Origin of the sequence: Stenotrophomonas sp. TWI700 (assembly GCF_039673645.1) — a bacterium.
In the GTDB taxonomy this organism is placed as follows: Bacteria; Pseudomonadota; Gammaproteobacteria; order Xanthomonadales; family Xanthomonadaceae; genus Stenotrophomonas; species Stenotrophomonas maltophilia_AA.
Genome location: NZ_JBDJMB010000043.1, coordinates 1 through 17,536, shown reverse-complemented (window position 1 = coordinate 17,536; position 17,536 = coordinate 1). Strand labels below are relative to the sequence as shown.

Here is a 17,536-nt window from a genome sequence, read left to right as displayed (position 1 = left end):
GCCGCCGAATGCGTGGTTGCCGGCCAGCGGCCGGCACTACAATGAGCGTATTGCAACCACAGGCTGGACCCCCATGACGTCGCTCCGCATTGCCCTGGCGCAGTTCGATTTTCCGGTTGGCGCAGTGGCGCAGAACACCGATAACATCATCGCGATGATCGCCGAGGCGCGCGACGAGTACGGGGCCGAGCTGGTGGTGTTCCCGGAGCTGGCGATCAGCGGCTACCCGCCGGAGGATCTGCTGCTGCGCCCGGGCTTCCTGTACGACTGCCAGCAGGCGCTGGAGCGCATCGCGGCGGCCACCACCGGCATCGCGGCCGTGGTCGGCTGGCCACAGGCGGCCGGTGCGGTGGTCTACAACGCGGCCAGCGTGCTGCGCGATGGCAAGGTCGAACACACCTACCGCAAGCGCGAGCTGCCCAATTACGCGGTGTTCGATGAGCGCCGATATTTCGATGTCGATCCGGACGGCGGCAGCTGCGTGTTCGAGCTGAAGGGCGTGCCGGTCGGCGTGCTGGTCTGCGAGGACCTCTGGTTCGCCGAACCGCTGGCCGATACCGTGCGCGCCGGCGCGCAGTTGGTGATCGTGCCCAACGCCTCCCCCTACGAGCGCGGCAAGCACGCCCAGCGTGATGCGCTGCTGGCCGAGCGCACCCGTGAGAGCGGGGCGGCGATTGCCTATCTGAACGTGGTGGGCGGCCAGGACGCGCTGGTGTTCGACGGTGCCTCGGTCGTCGCCGATGGCGATGGCACGGTGCATCCGGCGGCCGCGGCCTTCACCGACCAGTGGCTGGTGGTGGATTACGACGCCGATGCGCGCCGCTTCCTGCCGCGCGAGTGGATGGACGACGGCGACGAGAGCATGGACGCGCTGGCCTGGCGGGCGGTGACCCGCGGGATCCAGGACTACTGCCGCAAGAACGGCTTCAAGAAGGTCTGGCTGGGGCTGTCCGGCGGCATCGATTCGGCCCTGGTGCTGGCGATGGCGGTGGATGCGCTGGGCGCGGCCAACGTCACCGCGGTGCGGCTGCCGTCGCGCTACACGGCGGACATGTCCAACGACCTGGCCGCCGAGCAGTGCCGCGCGCTGGGGGTGAAACTGGAAGCGGTCTCGATCGAGCCGGTGTTCGAGGGCCTGATGGCCGCGCTCGGCCCGATGTTCGAGGGGCAGGCTGCCGATGTGACCGAGGAGAACCTGCAGTCGCGCAGCCGCGGCGTGATCCTGATGGCGCTGTCCAACAAGTTCGGCGGGCTGCTGCTGACCACCGGCAACAAGAGCGAGTACGCGGTGGGCTACGCGACCATCTACGGCGACATGTGCGGCGGCTATGCCCCGCTCAAGGACCTGTACAAGACGGAGGTGTTCGGGCTCTCCAAGTGGCGCAATACCGTGGGCGGCGCCCCGGTGATCCCGCCGGCGGTGATTTCCCGCCCGCCCTCGGCCGAGCTGCGCGCCAACCAGACCGACCAGGACTCGCTGCCCGCCTACGACGTGCTGGACGGCATCCTGTACCGCTACGTGGACCAGGAGCAGTCGCGCGAGGAGATCGTGGCCGCCGGGTACGCTGGCGAGGTGGTGGACCGTGTGCTGCGCCTGGTGCGCACCAGCGAGTGGAAGCGCCACCCGGCCGCCCCGGGGCCGATGGTCGCGCGCCGGGCGTGCGGGCGTGCGCGCGGGTACCCGATCAGCATTGGGTACACGGGCTGTGTGGGGGGTGGGGGCGCCGACCTTTGGTCGGCGCCGGGCAATGAAAAAGGCCCCTTTCGGGGCCTTTTTCATTACTTGCGGTTCATCGTGGCGTTGCGTTCACCGGTACTGGCGGACTTCTCGCCGGCAAACGGGTTCAGCTTGCGGACCATCCACGGGTACTTCGGCCAGTTGCCCTGCAGCCAGGGGTGGTCGGGCTGGTTCAGCTCGAGCACGCGGCGGGCATCGTCGGCCAGGGTCTTGTTGCCCAGCTTGGTGTAGGCCTCGCCCAGGGCGGCCACGGCGTCGTACTGGAACGCGCTCTGCGGGTAGTTCTCCAGTAGGAAGTTGGCGCGGCCGGCGGCCGAGACGTAGGCCTCGCGGCGCAGGTAGTACAGGGCGTTGTCCAGTTCGTACTGGGCGAACACGTCGCGCAGGGCGATCATCCGCTGGCGCGCGTCGGCGGCGTAGCGGCTGTTCGGGTAGCGCTCGGTGACGATGGTGAAATCGGCATAGGCCTGGCGCGGGCTGGACAGGTCGCGGCGGCTCGGGTCCAGCGACCAGACGCGGCGCAGGAAGACCGTGTCGCGGTTGCCATTGGCCAGGCCACGCAGGTAGTACATGTAGGCGATGTTGCGATGGGTCGGGTAGGTACGGATGAAGCGGTCCACGCTGGACACCGCGTCATCGTGCTTGCCGGCCTTGTACTGCGCGTAGGCGCTTTCGATCATGGCCTGTTCGGTATACGGGCCATACGGGTATTGGGCTACCAGGCGGCGGAAGCTGGCTTCGGCACCGCTCCAGTTCCCCCCTTCCATGAGCTTGTGGCTCTTTTCATAGAGCTGCTCAACCGGCAGGCCTTCATCCGGATTCTTGTCCTTGGTACCACGGTGGCAGCCGGTGGCGACGAAGAGCAGCACCAGCATCAGGGCGGCGAGGCGGACGGGCGCGGACAGCATAACGGAGCGTCGGATCATGGGGTCAGGGCGGGACGCGGCTGGAATACGAAGGGTCGATGATAGCCTAGTGGCCTGTCCCGCGACTGAAACTGGTCGCCCGGACCCCAAAATTGTCCCTATTGCGGTGTGCCCCCATGTCCGATACCCCTGCTGATTCCGATTCCCCCCGCCAGGCCATCGTGCCTGATACCGCCGCCGGCCGGCGTTTCGACGCCGTCCTGGCCGAGCTGTTCCCCGAATTCTCCCGGTCCAAGCTGACCGAGTGGATCAAGTCCGGGGACGTCCTCCTGGACGGCGACACCGTGCGCGGCCGCGACCCGGTGCGCGGCGGCGAGGTGGCCAGCCTGCATGTCGTGCTCGACACCCAGACCCATGCCGAGCCGGAGGACATCCCGCTGGAGGTCCTGTACGAGGACGAGCATGTGTTCGTGATCAACAAGCCGGTCGGCCTGGTGGTCCACCCCGGCGCGGGCAACCCGACCGGCACGCTGGTCAATGCGCTGCTGTTCCGCGACCCCTCGCTGTCGGTGCTGCCGCGCGCCGGCATCGTGCACCGCCTGGACAAGGACACCAGCGGCGTGATGGTCATCGCCCGCACCATCCAGGCGCAGACCGCGCTGGTCGAGCAGCTGTCCGCGCGTGAGGTGCATCGCCAGTACCTGGCCGTGGTGGTCGGCGCGCTGGTCTCCGGCGGCACCGCCACCGCCGGCATCGACCGTCACCCGCGCGACCGCATCCGCATGGCCGTGCGCGAAGACGGCAAGGAAGCGATCACCCATTACCGCCTGCGCGAGCGTTTCCGTGCGCACACGGCGCTGGAGTGCCGCCTGGAAACCGGCCGTACCCACCAGATCCGCGTGCACATGGCGCACCTGCGCCACCCGATCATCGGCGATCAGCTGTATGGCGGCGCGCTGAAGCTGCCGAAGGGTGCCAGCGACGAGCTGGTGGCCGAACTGCGCGGCTTCAAGCGCCAGGCGCTGCACGCTGAAACGCTGGAGTTCGTGCACCCGATCACCGGGGAAAAGATCACCAACAGCGCGCCGCCGCCGGCCGACATGCAGGCCCTGCTGCACGCCCTGCGCGAAGACAGCAAGCGCTTCGCCGAGCAGGAACGCAACCGCCGCTGATGGACGCCCCCGTGCCCGTGCTGCCAGCCGACTGGCAGGCCCCGACCGGGGTCCATTCGCTGACCACCCTGCGCTTCGGCGCAGGCGGTTCGGTGGCGCCGTTCGACCAGTTCAACATGGGCAACCGGTACGCCGCCGACGGCGACGACCCGGCACAGGTGCAGCGCAACCGCGACCTGCTCGTGCCCGGGCTGGGCCTGCCCTCGGCGCCGCACTGGCTGCGCCAGGTGCATGGCACCGGCGTGCGTCGCTTCACCGCCCCGCCGACGGCCATCGGCGTGGAGGCTGAGCCCACCGCCGATGCCGCCGTGACCTCGGTCCCGGGCGTGGTGCTGGCCATCCTCACCGCCGACTGCCTGCCGGTGGTCTTCGCCGCGCGCGATGGCGGTGAGATCGGCGCCGCCCATGCCGGGTGGCGTGGGCTGGCCGACGGCATGCTGGAGGCCACCGTGGCCGCCATGCAGACCCCGGCCGCACAACTGCAGGCCTGGCTGGGGCCCGCGGCCGGTCCGGCCCTCTACGAGATCGGCGAGGACGTGTTCGAGGCCTTTGTCGAGCGCGACGAGGGGGCTGCGACGGCTTTCGTGGCGACCCGACCGGGGCACTGGAAGGTCGATCTGTATGCGTTGGCCCGCCGGCGGCTGCAGTCGGCCGGGCTGGACCCGGCAGGCATCAGCGGCGGGCAGTACTGCACCCTGGCCGATCCGCAGCGGTTCTATTCGCATCGGCGCGACCGCCGCACCGGGCGCATGGCGACCCTGGCGTGGATCGCGCCCTGACACCCCCGTTGTTCGCCCGGGCGCTGGGGAGCGGCTTCGAGACGCTGGACCCGGCCGTGCGCGCGCTGCACAGCGTGGCGGGCGGCGCGCAGTACCGGGGCAGGGCGGATATCCGGCGGGGCAGGCATTGGCTGGTGCCGCTGCTGGCCTGGGGCGCGCATCTGCCTCCTACCCAGGCGGATGTGCCGGCCAGCGTCCATTTCCTGGTGGACGCGGGGGGCGAACGGTGGTCACGGCGCTTCGGTGACCATCCAATGCAGTCGCGGTTATGGGTTCGACAAGGGCGGCTGCGCGAGCGCCTTGGGGCCGTCCAGTTCGAGTTCGATCTCCAGGTTGATCAGGGGGCGATTCGTTGGCGGGTACGACGGGTCTGGTTGGCCGGCGTGCTGGCGGTGCCCGCGCGGTGGTTCGACGGGGTACGCTGCCGCGAGTACGAGCAGGACGGCCGCTACGCGTTCGATGTGGCGGTGACGCTGCCGTGGATCGGTCCTTTCATACGCTATGAGGGTTGGCTTGAACCGTCCTGATGTTCCGAGCGCCGAACCGATCATCGTCTTCGACGGCGTGTGCGCCCTGTGCAGCCGCTGGGTGCGGTTCCTGCTGCGCTTCGACACGCGGGGCCGCTACCGCTTCGCGGCGATGCAGGGCGCGCAGGGACGGGCTCTGCTGCAGGCACACGGGCTGGATCCGGAGGACCCGACGTCGTTCCTCCTGCTCGACGCAGGCCGTGCGTGGACGGACACCGATGCGATCATCCGCGTGCTGACGGGGCTGGGCGGCGCGTGGCGTCTGCTGGGCGTGCTGCGCTGGGTGCCGCGCCTGCTGCGAGACCACGCGTATCGCGCGCTGGCCCGCAACCGGTATCGGTGGTTCGGTCGGCATGACACGTGTTTCCTGCCGACACCGGCGCAGGCGGCGCGGTTCCTGGACTGACGGGTGGACGCGCTGCCGGCCAGCGGCCGGCACTACCGTAAACGTTCGCGCCATCACCGTAGTGCCGGCCGCTGGCCGGCATCGCCTAATCCGTCCGGTAGTGCCGGCCGCTGGCCGGCATCGCCTAATCCGTCCGGTAGTGCCGGCCGCTGGCCGGCATCACCCTTCCAGCGCCTGCAGATACGTCTGCCGCCAATGATTGATGTCGTACGTGCGCAGGTGGTCCATCATCGCCTGCCAGCGCTCCACGCGCTTCTTCAATGGCATCGTCGCCGCAGTGGCGATCGCATCCGCGACACCATCCAGGTCATGCGGATTGACCAGCAGCGCCTGCTTCAGTTCATCGGCCGCGCCGGCCAGCAGGGACAGCACCAGCACGCCCGGGTTCTCCGGGTCCTGCGAGGCCACGTATTCCTTGGCGACCAGGTTCATGCCATCGCGCAGCGGCGTTACCAGGCCGACCGCCGCCGCCCGGTAGAAGCCGGTCAGGGTGGCGTGGGTGAAGTTCTGGTTGACGTAGCGCAGCGGGGTCCAGTCCGGTGCGGCATGCCCGCCGTTGATGTGCCCGGCGATCTGCTCCAGCTGCCCGCGCAGCTGCCGGTATTCGGTGACATCGCCGCGCGAGACCGGTGCGATCTGCAGGTAGGTCAGTGAGCCGTGCTGGTCCGGATGGCGTTCCAGATAGCGCTCGAATCCCTGGAAGCGCTCGGGCAGTCCCTTGGAATAGTCGAGCCGGTCCACGCCGATCGCCAGCTGCCGATTGCGCAGGCTGCCGCGCAGGTCCTTGACCGCGGGCTTGTTCGCACCGGCCTTGGCCTGGCGCGCGATGAACTCGGTATCGATGCCGATCGGGAAGGCGGCGGCGCGGAAACGCCGACCGCCGGGCGCTTCCAGTTCGCCGTCGGGCAGCACACGGCCGCCACCGAACAGCCGCACATAGGACTGGAAGCGGTCCGCATCGCGCTGGGTCTGGAAGCCGACCAGATCGTAGGCGTAGAGGCTGGAGAACAGCCGCAGATGGTCCGGCATCGCCTGCAGCAGATCGGCCGAGGGCATCGGCACGTGCAGGAAGAAGCCGATCCGGCAGCCGATGCCACGCTCGCGCAGCAGCGAGGCCAGCGGGATCAGGTGGTAATCATGGATCCAGACGATGTCGTCCTCGCGCAGCAGCGGCGCGAGCTTCTCGGCGAACAGCGCGTTGACCCGGCGATAGGTCTCGCGGGTGGCGCGGTCATAGTCGACCAGGTCCAGCCGGAAGTGCAGCAGCGGCCACAGCGTACGGTTGGCGAAGCCGTTGTAGTAACCATCGACGTCGCGCTTGTTGAGGTCCATGGTGACGTAGCGGATGTCCCCGTCGACCTGCTCGTGCAGGGCACCGCTGTTGTCGCGCACCGACTTGCCGCTCCAGCCGAACCACAGGCCACCGCGCTCCTTGAGCGCGGCCAGCAGCCCCACCGCGAGGCCGCCGGCGCGGGATTCGCCGGGAACGGCGACCCGGTTGGACACGACGACCAGACGGCTCATGACGCCTCCTGCCAGCTGCGCGACAGGCGCATCGCGGCGGTGATCAGGCCCACGTGCGAATAGGTCTGCGGGAAGTTGCCCCAGGCCTCGCCGTTGTCGAACGCGAGATCCTCGGAGAGCAGGCCCAGATGGTTGCGGCGCTCCAGCAGCATCTCGAACATCTCGCGCGCTTCGTCCAGGCGGCCGATCGCGGCGAGTGCATCGATGTACCAGAAGGTGCAGATGGTGAAGCTGGTTTCCGGCTCGCCGAAGTCATCCGGCGCCACGTAGCGGTACAGCGCGTTGCCGTGTTTGAGATCGCGGCCGATCGCGTCGACCGTGGCCACGAAACGTGCGTCGGTGGCCTCGATGAACCCGATATCGGCCAGCAGCAGCAACGACGCATCCAGGCGATGGCCGCCGAAGGTATCCGTGAAGTGGCCGAGTTCTTCGCTCCACGACTCGCGCATGATGCGCGCATGGATGATGTCGGCGCGCTCGCGCCAGTAAGTGGCGCGGTCGTCCAGCTTCAGCCGCACGGCGATCTTGCACAGGCGGTCGCAGGCGGCCCAGCACATCGCGCTGGTGTAGGTGTGGACTTCGGTGCGGCCACGGAATTCCCACAGCCCGGCATCCGGCACGTCATGCAGGGTGAAGGCCTGCTCGCCGAGCGGTTCCAGCCGCGCGAAGGTGTGTGCATCACCCGGGTCCTGCAGGCGGCGGTCGAAGAACAGCTGGGTGGAGGCAAGCACCACGCTGCCATAGACATCGTGCTGGCGCTGCACCCAGGCCAGGTTGCCGCGGCGCACCGGGCCCATGCCGCGGTAGCCGGAGAGTGACGGTACTTCGCTCTCTTCAAGCTTCGCTTCGAAGCTGATGCCGTACAGCGGTTGCAGGCTGCCATCGGCGGTGGCCAGGTTGAAGATGTAGCCCAGGAACTGCTCCATCGTGCGGGTCGCGCCGAGGCGGTTGAGCGTGCGCACCACGAAGGCGGCGTCGCGCAGCCAGCAGTAGCGGTAGTCCCAGTTGCGGATGCTGCCGGGCGCTTCTGGAATGGACGTGGTCATCGCGGCGATGATCGCGCCGCTGTCCTCGTACTGGCACAGCTTCAGCGTGATCGCGCTGCGGATCACCGCGTCCTGCCATTCCAGCGGGATCGACAGATAGCGCACCCATTCGCGCCAGTAGTCGCGCGTGCGCTGGAAGGACTCCTGTACGTAACCGCTGAGCGAGCGGTTGAGCGATTCATCCACGCCGAGCACCAGGTGCACGGGATGGTTGAGCACGAACGGCAGGCCGTCGCGGACGAAGCGCAGCGGCACATCGGTGGTCAGGCGCAGCACGTGGTCGGGCAGTACCCAGCGGATGTGGTTGCTGCCCCAGGTGGCCTCGGGCACGCGGGCGCCCCAGTCGGCCAGCGGGCGGGCGCGTACGATGATGCGCGGGTTGCCGGACAGCGGACGCACCTGCCGGATCAGGCTGACCGGCCGGTAGAAGCGGTCGTTCTGGCGCCAGCGCGGCGCGAAATCGATGATTTCCAGGGCGCCGCCATGCTTGTCGCGCAGCACGGTGCGCAGGATGGCGGTGTTGGTCAGGTAGCTCTGCTCGCTGTCGACCATGTCCTCCAGCTCGATGCCGAAGTCACCGCCTTCCTGTTGGTTGGGGCCGAGCAGGGCGCAGAAGGTCGGGTCGCCATCGAAGGTCGGCAGGCAGCTCCAGACGACGCGCGCGTGCTTGTCGATCAGTGCGCCGAAGCTGCCATTGCCGACCACGCCCAGATTCAGATCGGGTTCGCTCATGATGCAGGAAGTCTCGTGTCATGCCGCGGCGGCACACCGGTGGGGGAGACCTGCGCGCGGCGTCAGGGGGCCTTGGGATCAAGGCATCAGTAGGCATTCTCGCGAAGCCAGGCGTGCACGCTGCGTATCGTCGGCAGCGCGAACACCGCATCGCTGGGCTCGCGCGCACCGACCAGCACGCTCCAGCCATGCAGGTCGTTGGCCGCGCCAAAGCCGAATTCATCGGTGAGGTCATCGCCGACGAAGACCGGCATGCGATCGCGGAACGGCGGCTGCAGCATCAGCTGCTGCATCGCGCGCCCTTTGTCGCTGCCTTCGGGCAGGAATTCGATGACATGGTCGCCGGGCTGCAGCTTGTAGCCGGCATGCCCACGGATATGCCGTTCGGCGAACGCGCGCACATCGTTGGCGGCATGCGGGGCGCCGCGCCAGTGCAGGGCCAGGCTGCGGCCCTTGTCCTCCACCAGCACGCCGGGATAGCCATGCGCGAACCGTATCGCCTGCTGGTGCAGGGCATGCAGCCACTCGCTGGTATCGGTGGAGGGATCAGTGCTCTGCGCGCGCTGCTCGTGGTTGCGCAGCTCGTGGCCATGAAGGCCGGCAGCGGGCAGGCTCAGGGGCGCGAAGAGTGTGTCGAGCTGGGCGAGCGGTCGCCCGCTGATCAGCGCGACCGCGCCATCCAAGCGGTCGCTGATGCGCCCGATCGCTTCACGCACATCGGGCAGCAGCGCGACCGACTCGGGGTCGTCCGCGAATTCGATAAGGGTGCCATCCACATCCAGGAACAGCGCACAGGCATCGTCCAGCAGCGGCGGCGGCGGACGTTGGGGGAAGTCGTTGGCCATGGTGACCAACATGCCAGCGTGGATGTGATTGCCAGGTCATGGCAGCCACACCCACGCCGAGGTGCCGGCCAGCGGCCGGCACTACCGGTCAGAAGGTGTAGCGGACGCGGCCGTAGTAGTACGCGCCATTGCTGCCGATCGGTGACAGCACGTCGTACGGCAGGTTGCCGAAGTAGTAGATGTCATCGTTGGACAGATCCGAGTAGTTGTCGGTCAGGTTCTGTCCGCCCAGTGCCACGCTCCACTGCGGCGTGATCTTGTAGTCGACCTCGGCATCCAGCTGCCATTCCGCGCCGAAGGTCTGGCGCGGGATGTAGCCATCACCGAAGTTGAACACACGGGTCACGCTGCCATAGCGACTGAGACGGCTGCTCAGCGACCAGCGGTCATTGGCCCAGCTCGCGGCCAGCGCAGCGCGGGTGCGCGGCGTGGCGTCGGTCAGGGTATTGGTCTCTTCCACGCCGAACAGCACGTAGTCAGGATCCAGCGCCAGCAGACCCGGCGGCGTGGCGAGCACGTTCTTCAGGGTGGTCTTGGTGTAGGCGTAGGTGCCGGTCAGCACCAGCTCGCCATTGCCCAGCGACTGCCGCCAGTTGCTCACCAGTTCGGCGCCCCGGGTGCGGGTATCGGCGGCGTTGACGAAGAAGCTGGCGCTCTGCAGGCCGGCCACGTCGAACTGCTGCTGCACGTAGTCGGTCAGCGCATCGCCGGTGATGCTCTCCGACAGCGCGATGCGGTCGTCGATGTCGATCTGGAAGAAGTCCAGCGAGACGTCGAAGTGGTCGCCGATGCGGCTGGTGAAGCCCAGGCTGGTGTTGAGCGACTTCTCCGGCTTCAGGTCGGTGGCGCCGAGGCCGCGGGCGATGGGATTGTTGACCGACAGCACGCGGCCCTGGACCAGCTGGCCGGCGGCGTTGTAACCGGTGGAGGTGGACTCGTAGCCGATCTGCGCCAGCGACGGCGCGCGGAAGTTGTTGGAGATCGCGCCACGCAGCGCGAACGCCGGGGTGAACTCGTAACGCAGGCCCAGCTTGCCGGTCAGCTCGCCACCGAAGTCGTCGCTGTGCTCGTAGCGCGCGGCCAGATCGCTGGAGAAATGCTCGCCGAACTGGCTGGACAGGCTGGCATAGGCGCTGGCGACATCCCGCGACAGCGAGGTCGCATCCTGCGGGGTCAGGCCGCCACCGGCCTGCGAGCCGGTCGGGCGGTCCGTGAACGGGCCGGCGGCATAGCTGCTCGGGTCACCCGGGCGGGTTTCGTAATGGTCGCGACGCGCTTCCAGGCCCAGGCCCAGGCTGTGGGTGATGCTGTCGCCCTGCGCGAACACGCGGCCGAGGTCGACATTGGCGACCGTCAGCTCATTGCGGTAGTCGCCGGTCTTGAAGCGGGTCGGGCTGGTCGGGCCCAGCGAGGCATTGATCGAGTTGCGCAGGCGGTAGGTGAACGTGTTGACGCCGTAATCCAGGCTGGCGTCGTAGTTCCACTCGCCCCACTGGCCCTTCGCGCCGGCCACGGCCTGCACGTCGCGGTTCTCGCCTTCGGAGATCGGGCGGTAGCCGTTCGGGTAGACCTGGGCCCAGTTGGCGTCGCTGTCCGGGTAGCGGAAGTAGTTCGCGCCTTCGCTGTCGCGCTGGTTGAAGGTGGCGAAGCTGTAGAACGTGGAGGTCTCGCCGAACGGCAGCTGCGCGTTGTACCAGGCGTTGAGATCCTTGGTCTTGCCGTCGCCGAGCACATAGTTGCGCTTGCCCTGCAGGGCAAGGTTGGTCTCGCTCTGGTCCCACGGCGGAATCTGGTCGAAGCCGGCGCGGTTGGTGCCCTCGTGGTTCTTCAGCTCCAGGCCGACGCGCAGGAAGCCGCCTTCGTCGCCCAGCGCGGTGCCGACCTTGGCACTGGCATAGCTGGTCTGGCCATCGGTGATCGTGCGGTCGATCGGCTTGAGGTCGGTGTGGTTGGCGCCGAAGCTGGCTTCGAACGCGCCGCCTTCCGGGGCGTCATCGAGGATCACGTTGATCACGCCGGCGACCGCATCGGAGCCGTACAGCGCGCCGGCGCCGTCGCGCAGCACCTCGATGCGCTTGATCGCGCTGACCGGGATCGCGTTGAAGTCGACCGGGGTGGTGCCCTTGCCGATCTTGCTGTCGGTGTTGACCAGCGCGCTGCTGTGGCGGCGCTTGCCGTTGACCAGCACCAGCACCTGGTCGGGCGAGAGCCCGCGCAGCTGGGCGGCACGGATATGGTCGGCGCCACCGGAGTTGGACTGGCGCGGGAAGTTGAACGAGGGCAGCAGCGCCTGCAGCGCGCTGCCCAGTTCACCATTGACCACGCCGGCCTTGCGGATGTCCTCGGCGGTGAGCACGTCCACCGGCGAGGTGGATTCCAGCACGGTCCGGTCGATCGCGCGGGTGCCGGTGACGATCACGGTGTCCAGCGTTTTGGCGGTGGTCGGCGCGTCCTGCGCAAGTACGTCCTGGGCCAGCAGGGGGGAGGAGAGGACGAGCGCGATGGCAAGGCCAAGGCGCGACGCGGACGGACGGGACATGCGGACTCCAGCAGGACGACGAGGGGAAGGGGAGGGGGAGGAGGGAGCGGGCGTTGCCGGCTGATGACCGGCACTACCAATCCATCCGGATGAAGCGATATATTATCTTCGCGTGATGTCCCTGTGCGATGCAAGTCCCATCGGGGTGGTTATCAGCAGATAGCCGTTGGCGATCTGCACCGGACCCGGATGTCCGGCACGCTCCTTCCCCGCCTGTCCCTGTGTTTCCGGAGAGTTGTCCATGTCGTTCCGCGCCATTCTGTTTGCCCTGGTCCTGGCCACCAGCGGCTGTGCCACCGCCGCCCCGGCCGCCAAGCCGACCCCGCCCGCCACCGCCACGGCGACCACCGCCACGGCCACCCTGCAGGGCGATGCCGCGCGCCCGGACGCGGCCGCCGGCTGGGTCCGCAGCGAGCTCTACTTCGGCGTGGGCGAGGAAACCGGCGTGGCCGACCGCCCGCAGACCGAGGGCATCAGCGACGCGCAGTGGCGCGCCTTCCTCGACAAGGAGGTCACGCCGCGCTTCCCGGACGGCTTGACCGTGTTCGATGCCTACGGCCAGTGGCTGTTCCGCGGCGCCCCCGAACCGAACCGCCTGCGCACCAAGGTGCTGGTGGTCCTGCACGAAAACACCCCGCAGCGCCGCGCCGACATCGAAGCGATCCGCCTGGCATGGAAGCAGGCGACCGGCCATCAGTCGGTGCTGTGGGCGCAGCAGGCGGTTGAAGTATCGTTCTGATCCCGGGCGCCGCGGTGGCGCCTCATGGAGCGATGATGAAACACAGGGATGCGATGCTGGCCGCGGTGGTGATGGGCCTGGCGGTGACGTGCGCGCACGCGCAGGATGCCGACCCGGCCCCGCTGCGATGGGAGGTTGCGCCGGGCGTGCAGGCGCAGGCCGAGGTGCAGGAGGGCGGCAGCATCGCCGTGCTGCTCACGCCTTCCGGCACGCGCCAGGTGCTGCCGGGTGCGGCCGATGCGGACGGCACTGCGCGCCTGTCGGCCGAGGATGTCGACTTCGACGGCCGCCCGGAGCTGGTCGCGCGCGCCTCGGTGGGCATGGTCAATGAGGCGGTGGCGGTCTATCGCTACGACCCGGCGCAGCAGCAGCTGGTCGCGCTCGAACCGGTCTCGACCGACGGTGCGCAATGCGGTGGCCTGATGGGCCTGACCGTGGATGCAGCGACCCGCACCCTGGGCAGCAGCTGCCGCGGTGGCCCGATGTGGTACGTGGACCAGTACCGTTACGACGGCACGCGCCTGTATCTGTACCGCGCCGAACGCCTGCTGATGCTCGACGAACTCCTCGAGCCCTACGTGCTCGTCAAGCAGACCGCCAACAGCGGTCCGCTGGCGGTCTGGAGCACCTTCGATCCTGCCGGCAAGGTGCTGGAGACCGCCATCGGCGATGGCCTGGAGACGCCACCCGCCGGCGCGCCGCTGGTCCCTGTTTCCGGCCGTGTGATGGCGGCGCGGCTGCCCCTGTACAGCCAGCCGGGCGATGCCGCTACCAGGCGCTATCTGGTCCGGGACGACCGTGTCGCGCTGCTGGATGAGCGCGACGGCTGGGTGCAGGTGCGTTATGAGAATCCCACGCGCGGCGCGGTGCTGGGCTGGGTGAACACGCAGCCGTGATCGATCGCCGCCACGCGTAAACCCACATGAGTGTCACTTGCCCGGTACTACGCTGACGCTTCCCCCTCGTCGTGGAAGCATGTCATGAGCAAGCGCGTTGCCGAGATCGTGGTTGAAACCCTGCAGGCCGCCGGTGTCCGTCACTGTTACGGCATCGTCGGTGACACCCTCAACCATGTCACCGATGCCCTCCATCGCAGCGATATCGAATGGGTGCACATGCGGCATGAGGAAGTGGCCGCGTTTGCCGCCGGTGCCGAGTCGCTGATCAGCGGGCGGCTCACCGCCTGCGCCGGCTCGTGCGGTCCGGGTGGCCTGCACTTCATCAACGGCGTGTTCGAAACCAACCGAAACCGCGCGCCGATGGTATTGATCGCCAGCCAGGTGGTCACCGCCGAGCTGGGGATGGAATTCCCGCAGGAAGTCGATTTCAAGGCGGTGTACGGCAGCTGCAGCGTGTTCTGCGAGCAGGTGCACAGCCCGGAGCAGGCGCGCCGCGTGGTGACCCTGGCGTGCCAGGCGGCGATCAGCCGCCGTGGTGTGGCCGTCGTGATTCTGCCGGCCGACATCAGCGAAGCCGAGGTCAAGCACGATCCGCCGTTCTCGGTGCACTACACCCAGCCGGTGCTGCGTCCTTCGGACGATGAACTGCAGCGCATCGCCGCGCTGATCGGCGAGGGCAAGCGCATCGGCATCTACGCCGGCGCGGGCTGCGAGCATGCGCATGACGCGCTGGTCGCGCTGGGTGCCAAGCTCAAGGCGCCGATCGCGCATACCTCGCGCGCGAAGGATTTCGTCGAGTACGACAACCCGTACAACATGGGCATGACCGGCATCTTCGGCATCGAGTCCGGTTACCACACGCTGATGGCCTGCGACACGCTGCTGCTGCTCGGCGCGGACTTCGCCTGGGGCCAGTACTACCCGGACAAGGCCACGCTGATCCAGGTGGATCGCGATGGCAGCCATCTTGGCCGCCGCCATCCGGTGAACCTGGGCGTGGTGGGCGACATCGGCCCGACCCTGGAGGCGCTGCTGCCGTTGCTGCCGGAGCGCGAGGACCGCAGCTTCCTGGACGAGTGCATGGAGCATCGCGAAAAGGCGCTGGCTACACGGGCCAAGGAAGAGCAGCCGGGCGAGGGCGAGTTGATCCACCCCCAGCATCTGACCGCGCTGATCGACCGCCACGCTGCCGACGATGCGCTGTTCACTGCCGACGGCGGCTCGCCGATGGTGTGGATCCTGCGCCATATCCGCGTCAATGGGCGCCGCCGCACCCTGACCAGCCTGCTGCACGGGACGATGGCCAACGCGATGCCGCAGGCGCTGGGCCTGCAGAAGGCCTACCCGGGCCGTCAGGTGATTTCGCTCTCCGGTGATGGTGGCCTGGCGATGCTGCTCGGCGATCTGCTCACCGCGGTGCAGGAGAACTTGCCGATCAAGGTGGTGGTCTACAACAACAGCTCGCTGAACTTCGTCGAGCTGGAGCAGAAGGTCGAAGGCCTGCTGGACAACTACACCGACCTGCAGAACCCCGATTTCGGCCGCCTGGCCGAGGTGATCGGTTTCTACGGGCGCACCGTGACCCGCTCGGAGGACCTGGAGCAGGCGGTGCAGGACATCCTGGCCCATCCCGGCCCGGCGCTGCTGGACGTGCATACCAGCCCGACCGAGCTGGTGATGCCGCCGCAGGTGGAAGCCAAGCAGGTGGCCGGCACCGCGCTGTATGCGGCCAAGGCGCTGCTCAGCGGGCGGGTCGGGGATGTGCGGGACCTGCTGGCCAACAACTTCCTCAACAAGCCCTGAGGCGCACGCCTTCCGGTAGTGCGGCCGCTGGCCGGCTCCCGCCATTGCCTGAAGCATCCTGAAGGTGCCGGCCAGCGGCCGGCACTGCCGCGCGGTGACGCGTCCCACCCGCGGACGTTTCCCGGCGTTCCATCCATGCGCCTGTTACTGGCGGCGGTGAGGCCCTACCATCGGCTACCCCCTCCCCACGGCCGTCCCCCGCATGTCCGCCACTGCCCCCGTCCCCTCCGGACGCCCCCGCTGGTTCGTTGCCGGCGATCTCAACGGCTTCTTCGGCCTGGTGGTCGACAACCTGTCGATCCTCGGCTTCATCGCGATGGCACTGGTCGGCATTTTCCAGTTCCCCGCGGATGTGGTGTTCGGCCGCATGTTCCCGGGTACCGCCTTCGGCGTGCTGGTCGGCAACGTGCTCTACACCTGGATGGCACGACGCCTGGCCGCCCGCACCGGCCGCGATGATGTCACCGCGATGCCGCTGGGCCTGGATGCCCCGACCAGCATCGGTATGGCGCTGCTGGTGCTCGGCCCGGCTTTCCTCGCCTTCAAGGGGCAGGGGCTGGCCCCGCACGATGCCGCCATCGCGACCTGGCAGCTGGGCATGGCCTCGCTGGTGATCATGGGCGTGCTGAAGGTGATCCTCTCGTTCTTCGGCGAAGCCGTCACCCGCGCGCTGCCGCGTGCCTCGCTGCTCGGCTCCATCGCCGGCATCGCGATCGTGCTGATGGGGTTCCTGCCGCTGCTGGAAACGCTGCGCTCTCCGATCGTCGGCTTCGTTACGCTGGGCCTGCTGCTGTACGTGCTGATCGCCAAGCGGACGCTGCCGATCCGTGCGCCCGGCGTGCTGGTCGCGTTCGTGTTCGGCACGATTCTGTACTACGGCCTCGGGCTTGCCGGGCTGGGCGCACCGGGCTTCAAGGTGCCCGAGTGGGTGCCGCCGCAGGTGGTGCTGCCGTGGCCGACGCTGGGCTTCATCGAGGGCCTGCCGACCGCGATCACCTACCTGCCGCTGCTGCTGCCGTTCGGCCTGCTGATGGTGGTGGGTGGCATCAACGTCTCCGAGAGTGCACGCGCTGCCGGTGACGACTACCGCACCCGCGACATCCTGCTGGTGGAAGCGATCGCCACGCTGGTGGCCGGCTTCTGCGGCGGTGTGGCGCAGACCACGCCGTACATCGGCCAGCCGGCCTACAAGCACATGGGGGCGCGCAGCGGCTACACGCTGCTGACCGGCCTGTTCGTCGGCATCGGCGGCATGCTGGGGGTGATCTCCGGGCTGGTGCAGTGGCTGCCGCTGGCGGTGCTGGCGCCGATCATCGTGTACGTGGCGATCGACATCACCACCCAGGCCTTCCAGGCCACGCCGCGCGAGCATGCCGGGGCGATGGTGCTGGGCTTCCTGCCCTCGGTGGCTTACCTGCTGGCGATCAAGGCGCCGGGCTGGATCGCGCCGGAGCAGCTGGTGGCTTTGACCACCACGCTGGATGGGCACGGCCTGCCCGAGCTGGCGGTGATCTTCACCCTGGGTAATGGCTTCATCATCACTTCGATGCTGTGGATCGCGGCGGTAGTGGCGATGATCGACGGGAAACTGCTGCGTGCGTCCGGGTTCCTGCTGGTGGCTGCCGCGCTGACGCTGTTCGGCCTGATCCATTCGGTGGACCCGCGCGGTGGGATTTACCTGCCGTGGCAGCTGGAAGGCCTGCCGAAGATCATCAGCTGGCAGTTTGCGGGCGCGTATGTGGCGCTGGCCGGGTTGCTGGCGCTGTTGTCGCTGCAGAAGCAGCCTGCTGAGCGGAGCTGACGCTCCGGCGGTAGCACGTCGAACGGGTGTAGAGCCGGGGGGGGGGCGGGGGCGCGAAAGGGGGGCGGGGCGGCGGGCGGCCCCGACCCCCCCCCCCGCCAAACAACCCGACAACCCCCC

General features: G+C 68.4%; 13 protein-coding genes and 1 pseudogene. 9 read left to right on the top strand and 5 right to left on the bottom strand.

The genetic code is table 11. From position 1 onward, the window contains the following. Positions 1–73: 73 nt before the first annotated feature. Positions 74–1,705 (top strand): annotated as a pseudogene (locus ABE473_RS18040) (NAD+ synthase); the annotation flags it as partial. 74 nt (positions 1,706–1,779) lie between these two features. Here the strand turns inward: ABE473_RS18040 and ABE473_RS18035 are convergent. Further along, on the bottom strand, positions 1,780–2,664 hold the full coding sequence (locus ABE473_RS18035; RefSeq protein WP_346490445.1) for an outer membrane protein assembly factor BamD: 885 nt from the start codon (positions 2,662–2,664) through the stop codon (positions 1,780–1,782). Between the two features lie 116 nt (positions 2,665–2,780). Between ABE473_RS18035 and rluD the strand changes: the two genes are divergently transcribed. The 4 genes from rluD to ABE473_RS18015 are packed head-to-tail and all read left to right on the top strand — an operon-like array spanning position 2,781 to position 5,488. Beyond that, positions 2,781–3,776, top strand: a complete 996-nt coding sequence (gene rluD, locus ABE473_RS18030) for a 23S rRNA pseudouridine(1911/1915/1917) synthase RluD (RefSeq protein WP_019183947.1) — start codon at positions 2,781–2,783, stop codon at positions 3,774–3,776. Further along, positions 3,776–4,555: a peptidoglycan editing factor PgeF gene (pgeF, locus tag ABE473_RS18025; RefSeq protein ID WP_346490444.1), complete on the top strand. Its 780-nt coding sequence runs from the start codon at positions 3,776–3,778 to the stop codon at positions 4,553–4,555. The genes rluD and pgeF overlap by 1 nt, the downstream gene beginning before the upstream one ends. Further along, the gene (locus ABE473_RS18020) at positions 4,552–5,082 is read left to right on the top strand and encodes a DUF4166 domain-containing protein (protein ID WP_346490446.1); all 531 of its coding nucleotides are present in this window, start codon (positions 4,552–4,554) and stop codon (positions 5,080–5,082) included. The genes pgeF and ABE473_RS18020 overlap by 4 nt, the downstream gene beginning before the upstream one ends. Next, positions 5,057–5,488 carry a thiol-disulfide oxidoreductase DCC family protein gene (locus ABE473_RS18015; protein WP_346490443.1) on the top strand — a complete coding sequence of 144 codons (432 nt, stop codon included), beginning with the start codon at positions 5,057–5,059 and terminating at the stop codon, positions 5,486–5,488. The genes ABE473_RS18020 and ABE473_RS18015 overlap by 26 nt, the downstream gene beginning before the upstream one ends. Before the next feature lie 159 nt (positions 5,489–5,647). On the opposite strand, the gene otsA is transcribed toward ABE473_RS18015, so the two are convergent. From otsA to ABE473_RS17995, 4 genes are all read right to left on the bottom strand, one after another. Further along, complete coding sequence (gene otsA / locus ABE473_RS18010) at positions 5,648–7,012, bottom strand: alpha,alpha-trehalose-phosphate synthase (UDP-forming) (RefSeq protein WP_176988389.1); 1,365 nt, start codon at positions 7,010–7,012, stop codon at positions 5,648–5,650. After that, the gene (locus tag ABE473_RS18005) at positions 7,009–8,790 is read right to left on the bottom strand and encodes a glycoside hydrolase family 15 protein (protein WP_346490442.1); all 1,782 of its coding nucleotides are present in this window, start codon (positions 8,788–8,790) and stop codon (positions 7,009–7,011) included. The genes otsA and ABE473_RS18005 overlap by 4 nt, the downstream gene beginning before the upstream one ends. Positions 8,791–8,876: 86 nt before the next feature. Continuing rightward, positions 8,877–9,635, bottom strand: a complete 759-nt coding sequence (otsB, locus tag ABE473_RS18000; protein ID WP_346490441.1) for a trehalose-phosphatase — start codon at positions 9,633–9,635, stop codon at positions 8,877–8,879. 88 nt (positions 9,636–9,723) lie between these two features. Then, positions 9,724–12,174, bottom strand: a complete 2,451-nt coding sequence (locus tag ABE473_RS17995) for a TonB-dependent receptor (RefSeq protein WP_346490440.1) — start codon at positions 12,172–12,174, stop codon at positions 9,724–9,726. A 241-nt stretch (positions 12,175–12,415) separates the two neighbouring features. Here ABE473_RS17995 and ABE473_RS17990 point away from each other — a divergent pair, with 241 nt between their 5' ends. The 4 genes from ABE473_RS17990 to ABE473_RS17975 all read left to right on the top strand — a co-directional run bounded on the left by ABE473_RS17990 (position 12,416) and on the right by ABE473_RS17975 (position 17,416). Beyond that, complete coding sequence (locus ABE473_RS17990; protein WP_346490439.1) at positions 12,416–12,913, top strand: DUF3574 domain-containing protein; 498 nt, start codon at positions 12,416–12,418, stop codon at positions 12,911–12,913. Between the two features lie 35 nt (positions 12,914–12,948). Beyond that, positions 12,949–13,809, top strand: a complete 861-nt coding sequence (locus ABE473_RS17985; protein WP_346490438.1) for an SH3 domain-containing protein — start codon at positions 12,949–12,951, stop codon at positions 13,807–13,809. Between the two features lie 84 nt (positions 13,810–13,893). Continuing rightward, complete coding sequence (locus ABE473_RS17980) at positions 13,894–15,615, top strand: thiamine pyrophosphate-dependent enzyme (protein ID WP_346490437.1); 1,722 nt, start codon at positions 13,894–13,896, stop codon at positions 15,613–15,615. A 202-nt stretch (positions 15,616–15,817) separates the two neighbouring features. Then, on the top strand, positions 15,818–17,416 hold the full coding sequence (locus tag ABE473_RS17975) for a hypothetical protein (protein WP_346490436.1): 1,599 nt from the start codon (positions 15,818–15,820) through the stop codon (positions 17,414–17,416). Positions 17,417–17,536: the final 120 nt, after the last annotated feature.